This is a genomic window from Methylobacterium sp. Leaf469, assembly GCF_001424745.1.
In the GTDB taxonomy this organism is placed as follows: domain Bacteria; phylum Pseudomonadota; class Alphaproteobacteria; order Rhizobiales; family Beijerinckiaceae; genus Methylobacterium.
In genome coordinates, this window is record NZ_LMRE01000012.1 from 272,040 (window position 1) to 286,118 (window position 14,079).

At 66.5% G+C, this 14,079-nt stretch carries 13 protein-coding genes; 5 read left to right on the forward strand and 8 right to left on the reverse strand.

All coding sequences use genetic code 11. The annotated features are described in order from the left end of the window. The first annotated feature begins 50 nt into the window (after positions 1-50). The 4 genes from ASG60_RS09095 (at position 51) to ASG60_RS09110 (ending at position 3,355) form a co-directional block, all read left to right on the forward strand. On the forward strand, positions 51-1,523 hold the full coding sequence (locus ASG60_RS09095; protein ID WP_056385128.1) for an amino acid permease: 1,473 nt from the start codon (positions 51-53) through the stop codon (positions 1,521-1,523). A gap of 82 nt (positions 1,524-1,605) precedes the next feature. After that, the gene (locus ASG60_RS09100; protein ID WP_056385130.1) at positions 1,606-2,424 is read left to right on the forward strand and encodes a class I SAM-dependent methyltransferase; all 819 of its coding nucleotides are present in this window, start codon (positions 1,606-1,608) and stop codon (positions 2,422-2,424) included. Positions 2,425-2,570: 146 nt separating this feature from the next. Then, entirely contained in the window at positions 2,571-2,933 is a 363-nt protein-coding gene (locus ASG60_RS09105; RefSeq protein ID WP_056385133.1) for a hypothetical protein, read from the forward strand. A gap of 152 nt (positions 2,934-3,085) precedes the next feature. Continuing rightward, complete coding sequence (locus tag ASG60_RS09110) at positions 3,086-3,355, forward strand: hypothetical protein (RefSeq protein WP_056170224.1); 270 nt, start codon at positions 3,086-3,088, stop codon at positions 3,353-3,355. Positions 3,356-3,523: 168 nt separating this feature from the next. Here the strand turns inward: ASG60_RS09110 and ASG60_RS09115 are convergent, their stop codons facing one another. Continuing rightward, the gene (locus tag ASG60_RS09115; protein ID WP_056170708.1) at positions 3,524-3,934 is read right to left on the reverse strand and encodes a DUF1236 domain-containing protein; all 411 of its coding nucleotides are present in this window, start codon (positions 3,932-3,934) and stop codon (positions 3,524-3,526) included. A gap of 139 nt (positions 3,935-4,073) precedes the next feature. Continuing rightward, a complete protein-coding gene (fae, locus tag ASG60_RS09120; RefSeq protein ID WP_056385135.1) occupies positions 4,074-4,613 on the reverse strand; it encodes a formaldehyde-activating enzyme in 540 nt (179 codons plus the stop codon). Between the two features lie 167 nt (positions 4,614-4,780). Here fae and ASG60_RS09125 point away from each other — a divergent pair, with 167 nt between their 5' ends. Continuing rightward, positions 4,781-4,996 (forward strand): hypothetical protein, encoded by a 216-nt coding sequence (locus ASG60_RS09125; RefSeq protein ID WP_056385137.1) that lies wholly within the window; start codon positions 4,781-4,783, stop codon positions 4,994-4,996. Positions 4,997-5,014: 18 nt separating this feature from the next. Here ASG60_RS09125 and ASG60_RS09130 read toward each other — a convergent pair whose 3' ends face one another. From ASG60_RS09130 to ASG60_RS09155, 6 genes are all read right to left on the reverse strand, one after another. Continuing rightward, positions 5,015-5,446, reverse strand: a complete 432-nt coding sequence (locus ASG60_RS09130) for a hypothetical protein (protein WP_056170711.1) — start codon at positions 5,444-5,446, stop codon at positions 5,015-5,017. A 191-nt stretch (positions 5,447-5,637) separates the two neighbouring features. Next, positions 5,638-9,390 carry a methionine synthase gene (gene metH / locus ASG60_RS09135; RefSeq protein ID WP_056385139.1) on the reverse strand — a complete coding sequence of 1,251 codons (3,753 nt, stop codon included), beginning with the start codon at positions 9,388-9,390 and terminating at the stop codon, positions 5,638-5,640. A 174-nt stretch (positions 9,391-9,564) separates the two neighbouring features. After that, positions 9,565-10,485 carry a methylenetetrahydrofolate reductase [NAD(P)H] gene (gene metF, locus ASG60_RS09140; protein ID WP_056260709.1) on the reverse strand — a complete coding sequence of 307 codons (921 nt, stop codon included), beginning with the start codon at positions 10,483-10,485 and terminating at the stop codon, positions 9,565-9,567. A gap of 62 nt (positions 10,486-10,547) precedes the next feature. Then, positions 10,548-11,555 carry a metalloregulator ArsR/SmtB family transcription factor gene (locus ASG60_RS09145; protein ID WP_056170241.1) on the reverse strand — a complete coding sequence of 336 codons (1,008 nt, stop codon included), beginning with the start codon at positions 11,553-11,555 and terminating at the stop codon, positions 10,548-10,550. A 60-nt stretch (positions 11,556-11,615) separates the two neighbouring features. Beyond that, the gene (locus tag ASG60_RS09150) at positions 11,616-12,527 is read right to left on the reverse strand and encodes an ROK family protein (protein WP_056385141.1); all 912 of its coding nucleotides are present in this window, start codon (positions 12,525-12,527) and stop codon (positions 11,616-11,618) included. 10 nt (positions 12,528-12,537) lie between these two features. Continuing rightward, positions 12,538-13,938: a dicarboxylate/amino acid:cation symporter gene (locus tag ASG60_RS09155; protein WP_056359537.1), complete on the reverse strand. Its 1,401-nt coding sequence runs from the start codon at positions 13,936-13,938 to the stop codon at positions 12,538-12,540. Positions 13,939-14,079: the final 141 nt, after the last annotated feature.

The window sequence follows — 14,079 nt, forward strand, 5'->3', positions numbered from 1 at the left end:
TTGCGTTAACGTCGCGGCCATCTCACGGATTTCCAACAGCGAGACGTTGCATGGCCGGCGGTTTGGCGGACGACCTCATCCGGACGAAATCCCTCGAACGGCTGAACTCCGATGCCGAGGGCGGCGAGCACAAGCTCGCCCGCACCCTCGGGCCGTGGAGCCTGATCGCGCTGGGGATCGGCGCGGTGATCGGCGCCGGCCTGTTCTCCCTCACCGGCATCGCGGCGGCCGAACACGCTGGCCCGGCCGTGGTGATCTCGTTCGCCATCGCGTCCATCGCCTGCGCGTTTGCCGGCATGTGCTACAGCGAACTCGCCGGCATGATCCCCGTGGCGGGCTCGGCCTACACCTACGCTTATGCCACCATGGGTGAACTCGTCGCCTGGATCATCGGCTGGGATCTCGTCCTCGAATATGCGGTCGGGGCCGCCACCGTCTCGGTGAGCTGGTCGAGCTATGTCACCCGCTTCCTGCGTGACACCCTCGGCATCAACCTCCCGCCGAGCCTCGTCCATTCGCCGTTCGAGACCTACACCGTCGATGGCGTGACGGCGCACGGCCTCGTCAATCTGCCGGCGATTCTGATCATCGTGGCGGCTTCGGCGCTCCTGATGATCGGCATCCGCGAGTCGGCCCGGGTCAACGCCGTCGTGGTGATGATCAAGCTCGCCGTCGTGGCAGTCGTGGTCGGCGTGGGCCTGTTCTACATCAAGGCGCAGAACTACGTGCCGTTCATCCCCGAGAACACCGGCACCTTCGGCGAGTACGGCTGGAGCGGGATCATGCGCGGCGCGGGCGTCGTCTTCTTCGCCTATGTGGGCTTCGACGCCGTATCGACGGCGGCGCAGGAGGCCAAGAACCCCCAGCGCAACATGATGATCGGAATCCTCGGCTCCCTTGCCATCTGCACGGTCATCTACATCCTGTTCGCCGGCGTGCTCACCGGCCTCGTGCATTACGACCAGATGAGGGGCGATGCGGCGCCCGTGAACACCGCCATCGCACAGACGCCGTTTCCGTGGCTGCGCAGCCTCGTGACGCTCGGCGTCATCGCGGGCTTCTCAACGGTGATCCTGGTGCTGCTGCTCGGCCAGAGCCGGGTGTTCTACTCCATGAGCCAGGACCGGCTGCTCCCGGGCTTCTTCTCCAAGATTCATCCCACCTGGAAGACGCCGTACCGCTCGAACCTGTTCTTTATGGTTTTCACCAGCGCGCTCGGCGGCTTCCTTCCGATCAGCCAGCTCGGCCACATGACCAGCATCGGTACGCTGCTGGCCTTCATGCTCGTCTGTGCCGGCGTGATCATCCTGCGCCGGACCCAACCCGATGCACGACGCGACTATCGCACGCCCCTGGTCCCCCTGGTGCCGATCCTCGGTATCGTGAGCTGCTTTGCCATGATGGTGTCGCTGGATGGCGAGACCTGGCTGCGCCTGCTCATGTGGCTCGCCATCGGCTTCGTGATCTATTTCAGCTGGAGCCGCCGTCACAGCCGCATCGGCCGCGAGCAGACCGGCACTTGAGGCGCGCTTCCATCGTGCGGCAGGACAACGGAACGTCTGACCGGCCGCCCATGGGCGACGGGTCAGCCTCCTTGGATATGCGATGAGCAACCTCCCCTACTACGACGATACCGGCTTGAGTGCGGCGTTCTACGATGTCGTCTCGAGCGCCTATCCCTTTCGGGGCGATATCGACTTCTATGCGGACATCGTGGGCCCCGCCGGATCGTCGGTCCTCGAACTCGGCTGCGGCACCGGCCGGATCGTGATCGCCCTGGCGGAGCGCGGCTACGGCGTCTTCGGCGTCGACCTGGCGCCCGCGATGATCCAGCGCGCCGCCATGAAATGCGAGCGCCTGCCGCCGGAGGTGGGAAGCCGCATCGCCCTGATGCAGGGCGACATGACCCGCATCGTGTTGGACCGCCAATTCGATGGAGCGATCATCCCGTTCTACGGCTACGCGCATCTGGGCACGCCCACCGCGCGAGCGGACGCCCTGGCGGTCGTCGCCCGGCATCTGAAACCCGGCGGCAAGGCGGCGATCCATCTGCCCGCCCATGCCATGCTGCGCCAGCCCCTCGGCGACGAGGAACTGTCCGGTCCGTACAATGCGGCCGGGGACAGCGTCCGTATCCGCGTGGTCGCGCGAACGTTCGCAGAGGACACCGGCCGATTCTGTCAGGTGATGGAGTATACCCTGATCGATCCCGCCGGGACGATCACGCGGCAGTCGCGGGAAGAACTCGTCTATCATGCCGTCGATCGAACCGAGATCGTCAGGAATGCGGAGCGGTGCGGCCTCAGCCTCGCGGGTGTGCTGGGCGATTTCGACGGTTCGGACACCGGACGCGAAGCCATCTACGTATTCGTGCGCCGAGAAACGGCTCACACATCAGTCGAGTCCTACGGAGTGCCAGATTAGATTGCCGCTGCTGACGACGCGGTTCGTGCCGAGCCAATCCTATCCGTCGGGCTCTTCGGCAGATCGTCATTCGCGCATTGAGGCCGATGATCGAACCGACGACGGCCCAGGATCGTTGTGGTGCTTAGTTGGGGAGAGAACACACGATGAGAACTTTTTTTGCAGTGGCGGCTGTCGGCATGAGCCTGCTGGTCCCGGTGGATCTCGCACAGGCTCAGCCTTACGGCGGGCGGGATTACGGTTATGACCGGCGCGACTCGGGCTATGGCGATCGTGATTATGGGCAGAGACGCCGTGATCGCGACGACGATTACGACGATCGCGGACGCGGGTCGCGTGGTCGCGATTCGGGCTATGCGGATCGGGGCGGTGGTGGCGGGTTCGATGAGCGCTCCTACGTGCGGTGCAACCCCGACGTCGCCCAAGCCCTGCGTGCCGGCCAACTGACCTCGGCGCTGGCGCATTATCAGAAGTTCGGCCGCCGCGAAGGCCGCCGGCTGAGCTGCTGATCGGTTGGCTCGGAAGCCCCGCTGGTCCTCCCTCGCGGCAAGAAGTGTCGGAGATGGGGACCAATCCGGCCGTCGTTCGTTGACCTCATGAGCTGGCCCCGTCGGCGCGACACGCCGCGGGGCCTCCAGCGCAGCAGATCAAGGAGACGGCCATGAAGGCTTTCATTCTCGCAAGCACCCTCGTTCTCGCACCCCTGGCCCTGTCGGCCTCGGCTCAGGCCCAGGGAACCGTACGCGGCGCGGAACGCGGCGTGGAGGACGGCAATCGCGCGGCCGGGCCGGTCGGTGGCATCGTCGGCGGTGCGGTCGGAGCCGCGACGGGCACGGTCGGTGGCGTCCTCGGTGTCGATCCGGATCGGCGCGAAGAGCGCATGGAGCGCCGCGAGGAGCGCGGCACGGTGCGTGAGCGTCGCGACCGCTGACAACGCCGTCGGTCCTTCGCGAAGGACCGGCCACTGATATTCGGCTTGGCCGGCTCGGGTTGGATACGTCCGCCCGGGCCGGCCATGTCCGTTTTCCAGAAGATCGGATCCGAAGCGGCACGCCGGCCTTCGGAAATGCCGATATGGAACAGGGTTCCTAATCCAAGCTCAATCGATCACCTCGACGATCCGGCGTGTCGCCGGGTCGACCAGAACCGGATGATCGTTGACGATGGTGTAGTTCAAACCCTTCAGGGCGAATTCGGGCGGGACGTCGTAGTACACGACACCGTTCGGAGGCAGGACCGTTCCGACCTGAATCGGCCCTTTGTGGGCGAAGGAGGGGCGTCGTTCGCCCTGCGTATAGATGCGGAAGCGCTCGCGCCGATCGATCCCCAGGATCTCGTTGGCCGTGCCGACGGCGCCCCCGATGGCGCTGCCGACGGCCGCTCCGAGGGGGCCGGCGATATTGCCGCCCCGTTCTGCGCCATCCTGCGCGCCGCGTGCGAGGCCCTGAGCTTGGACCGCCGAGGCAGCGCCGATCGCGAACGCGATGGCTGCGATGATTTTGAGGGGCATCCGGTTCCGGTTCTCCATGCGGGCTGTCTGTGTAGGGGTCGGTCGGGGTCCGTCGCGGGCCCGCCCGCGAAAGGCCCGAAACCGTCGATCCCCGAGGGGCCGTGCCCACCATTTCGATGCGTACGGCCGGCGTTCGCGCTCAATACTCGATCACGTCCTCCAACGCGTAGTGCTTCACCGTTTTCCGGTTGGCGATGAGTTCGTCGATGGACGGCTCGCCCTTCATGGCACGCGCGATGGCGAGCTTCGTCGCCTCGTAGTTCGTACGGTAGAGGTCCTTGTGGTCGAGATTCGTATCCTTGGCGCAGCGCGGGTCGAGCCAGATCATGATGATCATGCAGAGATCGTCGAGGCCATCCTTCGGCAGCACGCCTTCGATGACGCAGTCGATAATGGCATCGCCCGTTGCGGCCTGAACCACGCCGCCGAGAAGTTCGACGTACTCGGCCGTGTGGATGGTGGCCTTGGTGGTCATCATCGTCGCCGGGCGCACGAGCTGGTTGAGGTCGCGCACCACGAACATCCGGGTGTGCCCCTGAACCTGCCCCATCATACCCGCGAAGGCGTGGCCGGCGGGTCCACGGGTGGAGCCGATGAGCACCTCTGGCATGGCATCGGTGTACTGCCCTTCGGCGGCGAGCACGGTGGCTTCGCCGGTGCGGAACCAGATCTCGGACATGGGTGTCTTTCTCGAAGGTTTGTGGACCCGGCGATGAACCGGGCGGGTCGGGGCGCACAAACACCACCGGGTGGCGCGACGTCAATCGCCGGGCGAGACTGGCCTGATCGCAGGGGATCGGTCATGCAGGAACGGCGGGACGCACCCGCCACGAGGGTGACGAGACGATGAGCCGAGGGTCACACGACCGGGACTGGAGCCTGTCGGTCGCGGAGAGCGCGGATGGCGTACAGCTCGAGATCGGCCTGCCCGATGTCGCCGGTCAGCCATTCACCGCGATCCTCGCCCTCGACCGGGACGAAGCCCGCATCCTCGCGCGTGCCTTGCTGGCCGCATCGGGCGACGCCATCGAGCGGACGTTCCAGCATCCGCCCGAAACCTGATCCTTCGGGGCCGAGCCTTCAGAGCCCGACGCGGTTGCGACCCGGCAGGCGCGGGACTTTGGTCCCGCGTGGCTCGATCGGACCGGCACAGGTGTAGGCGAACTCCGTCTGGAGATCCGTGAACACGGTCTCGCCGGTGATCCGGCAATCCTCCCGCACGGTTTCGTCGAGATAGGTGCGGGCCGCATCGCGAAACCGCTTGGTTCGGGTCAGGGCTGGGTCGCCGCCCTCGAGCCGGTCGTCGATCCCGCAGCCGGTGACCTCCCGCAGGGAATTGGAGACGATGAGCATCTTGCGCAGGCGTCGCTGGTCGTAGACCTCGTAGGGATCCTTGCAGCCGATGGTGACCACCTGGGGGGTCAGGCTGACATAGGTCTTCGACAGGTAGGAGAAGCCGGTGCAGCCCGAGGCCAGCAGGCCGAGGGTGATGACCGCCAGCGCCGCGGGCATCTTGGTCGACAGCACGGGGCTGGTCAGCCGGTACACGATCGGGGCGCCCTTCCGTCTGGCCTCGCCAAAGTCTCGGCGGGCATTGAAGCGCAGCCGTCCCCACGGTCAAGCCTTGCCCGGACACACTCCCGCGCGTTTCGACGTCCGAACCATCATCGCCCCTCCCCGCAAGCGAGGAGGAGCTTCGTACCCTATTCCGCCGCCGCTGCGAGATAGCGGGCCGGATCGTAGTTGAGGATCGGCCCGAGCCAGCGCTCGACTTGCCCCAGATCCATGCCCTTGCGGAGCGCGTAATCCTCGACCTGATCGCGCTCGACCTTGGCGACGCCGAAGTAATGCGCCTCCGGATGGGCGATGTAGAGGCCCGACACAGAGGAGCCCGGCCACATGGCGTAGGATTCCGTGAGTTTCACACCGATGCGCGACTCCGCCTTGAGCAGATCGAACAGCGTCACCTTCTCGGTGTGGTCGGGTTGCGACGGGTAGCCGGGGGCGGGCCGGATGCCGGCATACTCCTCACGCACGAGGTCATCGGGCGCATAGGTCTCATCGGCGCCGTAGCCCCAGAAGTCCTTTCGCACACGCTCGTGCATGCGCTCGGCGAGGGCCTCGGCGATGCGGTCGGCCAGCGCCTTCACCAGGATCGAGCGGTAATCGTCGTTGGCCCGCTCGAAGCGCTCGGCGATACGAACCTCCTCCAGGCCAGCCGTGACCACGAAGCCGCCGACGTAATCGGCGATACCGGTGTCGGCGGGAGCGACGAAGTCCGACAGGCAGGTGTTGGCACGTCCGTCGCGCTTCGACAATTGCTGGCGCAGGCCGTGGAAAGTCGCGAGCTTCTCGGAGCGGCTCTCACCGGTGTAGAGGGCGATGTCGTCGCCGATGCTGTTGGCCGGCCAGAAGCCGATGATCGCCTTCGGGTTGAACCAGCGCTCGGCGACGATCTGCGCGAGCATCTCCTGCGCATCGTCGAACAGGGCCTTCGCCGCCGGCCCCTGGTTCGGATCCTCGAAGATCGCTGGGTAGCGGCCCTTGAACTCGTAGGTCTGCAGGAACGGCGTCCAGTCGATGTAGGGCACGAGATCGGCGACCTCGTAGGAGGAGTAGACCCGCGTGCCGGTGAAGCTCGGCTTCTTCGGCTGGTAGCCCGACCAGTCGATCCGGAACGGGTTGGCGCGGGCTTTCGCCAGCGGTAGGCGCTGCTTGTCGAGCTCCGAGCGGGCGTGCGCGTCGGCGACCTTCCTGTACTCGGCCCGGACCTTCTCGATGGTCGAATCCCGTGTCTCCTTCGACAGCAGGCTCGACACCACGCCGACGGCGCGGCTGGCATCCGTCACGTAGACGGTCTGGCCCCGGTTGTACGAAGGGTGGATCTTCACGGCGGTATGGACGCGGCTGGTCGTGGCCCCACCGATGAGCAAGGGAACCGAAAACCCCTCGCGCTCCATCTCGGCGGCCACGTGCACCATCTCGTCGAGCGACGGGGTGATGAGGCCGGACAGGCCGACGATGTCGACGTTCTCGCGCTTGGCCACGTCGAGGATCTTGGCCGCCGGCACCATCACGCCGAGGTCGATGATCTCGTAGTTGTTGCAGGCGAGCACGACGCCGACGATGTTCTTGCCGATGTCGTGGACGTCTCCCTTCACCGTCGCCATCAGGATCTTGCCGGCGGCCTGGCGCTTGCCGTCACCGCCATTGGCGAGCTTCTCCGCCTCCATGAACGGCTCGAGGTAGGCCACGGCCTGCTTCATCACGCGGGCGGATTTCACCACCTGCGGGAGGAACATCTTGCCCGAACCGAACAGGTCGCCGACCACGTTCATGCCGGCCATCAGCGGGCCCTCGATGACGTGGAGCGGGCGCTCGACGCCCAGGCGCGCCTCTTCGGTATCGGCGAGGATGTACTCGGTGATGCCGTTGACCAGGGCGTGCTCGATGCGCTTCTGCACCGGCGCCTCGCGCCAGGACAGGTCGGCGGTCTTCGCCTGGACGCCGCCGCCGGACTTGAAGCGCTCCGCCGCCTCCAGCAGACGGTCGGTGGAATCGTCGCGGCGGTTGAGGACCACGTCCTCGCACAGCTCGCGCAGTTCGGCCGGAAGCTCGGCGTAGATCGCGAGCTGGCCGGCATTCACGATGCCCATGTCCATGCCGACCTGAATCGCGTGATACAGGAACACCGCGTGCATGGCCTCGCGCACGGGCTCGTTGCCCCGGAAGGCGAAGCTGAGATTCGAGATGCCGCCCGAGATGTGGGCATGGGGCAGGGTCTCGCGGATGGTCTTCGTCGCCTCGATGAAGGCGACGCCGTAGCCGTTATGCTCCTCGATGCCGGTGGCCACCGCGAACACGTTCGGATCGAAGATGATGTCTTCCGGCGGGAAGCCGATCTCCTCGGTCAGAACCCGGTAGGCCTTGGTGCAGATCTCGACCTTGCGCTCGTAACTGTCGGCCTGGCCCTGCTCGTCGAAGGCCATCACCACCACGGCGGCGCCGTAGGAGCGGCACACCTTGGCGTCGGCGATGAACTTCTCGACGCCCTCCTTCATGGAGATCGAGTTCACGATCGCCTTGCCCTGGACGCACTTCAGGCCGGCCTCGATGACGTGGAACTTCGAGGAATCGATCATCACCGGCACGCGGGCGATGTCGGGCTCGGCGGCGACGAGGTTGAGGAACTCGACCATGGCCTTCTCGGAATCGAGCAGGCCCTCGTCCATGTTGATGTCGATGATGCTGGCGCCCGCCGCCACCTGATCCCGGGCGACGTCGAGGGCCGCCGCGTAGTCGCCGGCGGTGATCAGCTTCCTGAACTTGGCCGAGCCCGTGACATTGGTGCGCTCGCCGACATTCACGAAGGGGATCTCCTTCGTCAGGGTGAACGGCTCCAGGCCCGACAGGCGCATCAGGCGCGGCACTTCCGGGATCGCACGGGGCTTGCACCCCGCGACGGCTTCAGCGATGGCGCGAATGTGGTCCGGCGTGGTGCCGCAGCAGCCGCCGACCATGTTGACGATGCCGGCGCTGGCGAACTCGCCCACCAGTTTCCCCATGGCTTCGGGACTCTCGTCGTAGAGACCGAATTCGTTGGGCAGGCCCGCATTCGGATAGGCGCAGACCAGGGTGTCGGCGATGCGCGACAGCTCGGAGATGTGGCCGCGCATCTCCTTCGCGCCGAGTGCGCAGTTGAGGCCGATGGTCAGGGGCGCGGAGTGGCGGAGCGCATTCCAGAACGCCTCCGGGGTCTGGCCCGAGAGGGTGCGGCCGGAGAGATCCGTGATCGTGCCCGAGATCATGATCGGCAGGACCATGCCCCGCTCCTCGAACACCGCCCAGGCGGCGGCGACCGCCGCTTTGGCGTTGAGGGTGTCGAAGATGGTCTCGATGAGGATGAGTTCGGCGCCCCCGTCCATCAGGCCGCGCACCTGCTCGATGTAAGCCTGACGCACCTCATCGAAGGTCACGGCGCGGTAGCCGGGATTGTTCACGTCCGGCGAGATCGACAGGGTGCGGTTCGTCGGGCCGATGGCGCCGGCCACGAAGCGGCGGCGGCCGTCCTGCTTTTCGGCCAGGGCGGCGGCCTCGCGGGCGAGGCGCGCGCCCTCCGAATTGAGCTCGTGGATGATCGATTCCATGCCGTAATCGGCTTGGGCGATGGTGGTCCCCGAGAACGTGTTGGTCTCGCACATATCGGCGCCGGCGAGGAAGTAGTCGAGGTGGATCTGCCGGATCGCATCGGGCTGTGTCAGGATCAGGAGGTCGTTGTTGCCCTTCTGGTCGTGGCCGTGATCCGTAAAGCGGCTGCCGCGAAAGTCCGCCTCGCCGTAGCCGAGGCGCTGGATCACGGTGCCCATCGCCCCGTCGAGGACGAGGATCTTTTCCGCGGCGCGCGCACGGAGCGCGGCTTCGATCTCTTTTCCATCGACGGGTCGCAGGTCGGTCATGGTGTATCCTTGGAGACGCTGGGTCCCATCAAACCACCTCGTGCTGAGGTGCCGGAGCGAAGCGGAGGCCTCGAAGGAGGGCTCCCGTTCGCACATTGGTGCTGGTGTCCTCCTGCGAGGCCCGCCGACGCGGGCGCCTCAGGATGAGATTCTGAGAAGGTCGAACGCGTGTGCTCAGGCCGCCTTCGCCGCCGCCACCTTCGGGGCCTGCGAACGCAGGCCGAGGAGATGGCAGATGGCGTAAACGAGGTCGGAACGGTTCATCGAGTAGAAGTGGAAGTCGTTGACGCCGCGATCGACGAGATCGAGCACCTGTTCGGCCGCCACCGCCGCCGCCACGAGGCGGCGGGTGTCGGCATCGTTGTCGAGCCCCTCGAAGCGGGCGGCGAGCCAGTACGGCACCGAGGCGCCGGTGCGGCGGGCGAAGTTGGCCGATTGCTTGAAGTTCTGGACGGGGAGGATGCCCGGGATGATCGGGATATCGATGCCCGCCGCCCGCACCTTGTCGACGTAGCGCAGGTAGATGTCGTTCTCGAAGAAGAACTGCGTGATTGCCTGATCGGCGCCGGCGTCGACCTTGGCCTTCAGCGCGTCGATGTCGGCGTCGAGGCTGGCGGCCTCGGGATGCTTTTCAGGGTAGGCCGAGACCGAGACCTTGAAGTCGCCGATGCGCTTGATCCCGGCGACGAGGTCCGCCGTCTGGGCGTAGCCGCCCGGATGCGGACGATAGGTCGTACCGACGCCGTCCTGAGGGTCGCCGCGCAGGGCCACGATGTGGCGCACGCCGGCATCCCAGTAGGATTGCACGACGGCGTCGATCTCCTCGCGGGTGGCATCGACGCAGGTGAGGTGGGCGGCGGGCCTGAGACCCGTCTCCCGGACCATGCGGGCTACGGTGTTGTGGGTGCGCTCACGGGTCGATCCGCCGGCGCCGTAGGTCACCGAGACGAATTTCGGCTGTAGCGGCGCCAGGCGCTCGATGGACGACCACAGGATCTTCTCCATCTCGTCGGTCTTCGGCGGGAAAAACTCGATGGAGACGCTGATCGGACGGTAGCCGTCGCGGCTGGCGCGGTGTTGGGAGGCGGTGGGCATCGGGGTCGTCCTCAATGTCGGTCGGTTCAGACGGATCGCGAACAGGATGTGACGTGCGTCGGTCAGGCGACGGCCCGCTCAAGCCCGGCCTCTTCGGCTTCGGAGGCGAGCCAGAGCGTCACGGTGAGCTGGTGGTGGGCCAGGGCCGGCGGAGGGGCGAGATCGCGGGTGGTGACGGTGGACAGCCCCGCATCGTTGAGCCAGCCCGTCACCTGCTCGGGTGCGAAGCCGAGGCGGCGATGGGCCTGGGTTTCACGCAGGAACTCGAGATCGTGGGGCGCGAAATCCACCACGAGGAGACGCCCCCCCGGCGCCACGAGCCGCACGGCTTCGCGCAGGGCGCGAGCCGGATCGTCGAGGTAATGCAAGACCTGGTGAACCAGCACCAGATCGAAGCTGCCGCGCCCGAACGGCGGAGCATGGATGTCGCCCTGCCGCAGATCGACCCGCGACAGGCCGGCCCGCTCGAGGTTGGCGCGCGCCACCGACAGCATGGCATGGTTGGAATCGAGGCCCGTCGCCCGGCTGGCCCGGCCGGCGAGCAGTCCGAGCATCCGGCCGGTGCCGGTGCCGAGATCGATGAGGTTGTGAATCGGCCGGTTGCCCAGCGCATCGAGCACGGCGGCCTCGACGGTGGCCTCCGGCACATGGAGCGAGCGCAGGTGATCCCACTTCGGAGCGAGACGCGCGAAGAAGGTCTGGGCCGCCTCGGCGCGCTGCGCCCGCACGGCTTCGCGTCGCGCCCGATCCTCGGAGATCGGAGCACTTCGGGAGTCGAGCCCGGCGATGAGGGGGTCGACGAGGCCGGCGCGGCCATCGACGAGGCGAAAGAACGCCCAGGCTCCTTCGCGATGGCGCTCCACGAGACCGGCTTCCACGAGAAGCTTGAGGTGCCGGGAGATGCGCGGCTGCGACTGACCGAGGATGTCGGTGAGGTCGGAGACCGACAATTCCCCGTCCGCCAGCAGGGCGAGGATACGCAGGCGCGTCTCTTCGGCCGCCGCGCGCAGCACGCCGAGGGCATGCGTGAATGGCACCGATGAGTCCGCTATGGGGCCTGCGATAGACATAAAGATATGTTTATGTGCAATTCGAGCCCCTGACAAGGGGTCTCGTCTCCTCACGGCGCGTCAGGCGCCTTGGGTACCGGGGTCCCACAGCCAGGCCGCCCCTCTGACTCCGGAGGCGTCGCCATGCAGGCTCGGACGAATGGGCGTGTCGAAGCGGTCCGAGAACACGTGCGGAGCAGTGAGCTCCGTCAGGCCCTCGAACAACTCGGGCAGACGCGACAGCCCGCCGCCGATCACGATGATATCAGGATCGAGGATGTTGACGACTTGCGCCAAAGCCCGGCCGAGGCGGTCGCGGTAGCGCGCGAACGTTTCCTGCGCGACGGGATCGCCTGCGCGCATCGCCGCCACGACAGCTTCGGCGGTGATGGGCCGCCCGCTGCGCCGGGCATGGTCGGCGGCGAGTGCGGGTCCGGACAACCACGTTTCGATGCAACTGGAGCGGCCGCAATAGCAGGCGGGTCCCGGGCGCTCATCGTCACGGGGTGCGGGGAGAGGATTGTGGCCCCACTCGCCGGCGATACGCAACCGCCCGGCGAGGGCTCGTCCTTGGAGGGCGATGCCGGAGCCGACGCCGGTGCCGAGGATGATCGCCCAGACCACGGCGGCACCGGCACCCGCCCCGTCGACGGCCTCCGACACGGCGAGGCAATTGGCGTCGTTCTCGACGCGCACGGGGCGGCCGAGGGCGTGAACGAGGTCGTCGGCGAAGGGACGGCCGTTCAGCCATGTCGAGTTGGCGTTCTTGACCAGACCGGTGGCCGGCGCGATGGCCCCCGGCATTCCGACCCCGACACTGCGGACGGGGCCGGTGCGGGATTCGAGGCCTTCGACCAGGGCCGCGATGGCCGCGAGGGTGCCTGAGTAATCTTCGCGTGGCGTGGGGACACGGGCCTCGGCCCGCATCATGCCCGCCGCGTCGAGGACGACCCCGGCGATCTTGGTGCCGCCGAGGTCGATTCCGAGGCGCAAGACGTTCCGATCAGCGTGCGGGGACGGGGATGGGCGCCGACGCCGCGGACGGCGTGGTGATCGGGTCCATGTTGGGTGCGTGATCCGAGATGTCCGTACCGATGGCGATGGGGTTGTCCATCACCTGACGCAGCTTCTCCCGGTCGAGTTCGCCCTCCCAGCGGCTGACCACGACGGTTGCGACGCCGTTGCCGATGAGATTGGTGATGGCCCGGCACTCGGACATGAACTTGTCGACACCGAGGATCAGGGTCATGGCGGCCACCGGCACCGGGTTGTTGGGAATGGCCGAGAGCGTGGCCGCCAGGGTGATGAAGCCGGCGCCCGTCACACCGGAGGCCCCCTTCGAGGTCAGCATCGCCACGAGAATGATGGTCGCATACTGGCCGAACGACAGGTCCGCTCCCACGGCCTGGGCGAGGAACAGGCTCGCCAGGGTCATGTAGATGTTGGTGCCGTCGAGGTTGAACGAGTACCCCGTCGGGATCACGAGTCCGACAACGGAGTCCGAGGCACCGAGCCGGCGCATCTTCGTCATCATGTGCGGCAGCACCGTCTCGGAGGAGGAGGTGCCGAGCACGATCAGGAGTTCGTCCTTGATGTAGGCGAGGAACTTGAAGATCGAGAAGCCGGCGACCCGGGCGATGCCGCCGAGCACGATCACCACGAACAGGAAGGCGGTGACGTAGAAGGTGCCGACGAGCCAGGCGAGATCGACGACCTTGCCGATGCCGTACTGACCGATGGTGAAGGCCATGGCGCCGAAGGCGCCGATGGGCGCGAGCTTCACCACGAGGCCGATGATGCGGAAGAAGATCTGCCCCATCGTGTCGATCGCGTGGGTGATGGCCTCGCCGCGCTTGCCCATGCCGGTGACGACGACGCCGGTGAGGATCGAGATCAGCAGTACCTGAAGCAGGTCGCCGGTGGCGAACGCATCGAAGAAGCTCTTCGGGATCAGCGCCATGATGTGGCCCGTCACGGAGTCGTCGGCGGCCAACTTGGCGTATTTCTCGACGGCCTTGCCATCGAGCTTCGTCACGTCGGCGTTGAAGCCGGCGCCGGGCTTCACCACCTCGCCGACGAGGATGCCGATGAGAAGCGCGATGGTGGACACCACCTCGAAATAGACGAGGGCCTTCAGGCCGACGCGGCCGACCTTCTTCAGGTCACCGATGGATGCGATACCGTGCACGATGGTACAGAAGATGATCGGCGCGATCATCATCTTGATCAGAGCGATGAAGGCGTCGCCCAACCATTTGACCGACTTGCCCCATTCCGGATGGAGGTAGCCGAGCAGGATGCCGAGCGCGATGGCGATCAGCACCTGGATGTAGAGAACCTTGTACCAGGGCTCGGCCACCCGGGGGGGCTCGGCCGCCGTGCCGTGTGTCATCGCCTGGGCCATGGTTCCCTCGCCCGTGCACTGAACCGCGCACGCTTTCGTGTTTCTTGCCCACGACGCTAGCGAAGTTGCGTGCACCACTCAATCGCACAGGCAGGGATGAAAGTGACATTCTCAAACGTGCCACCTTCATCAGGCCGATCG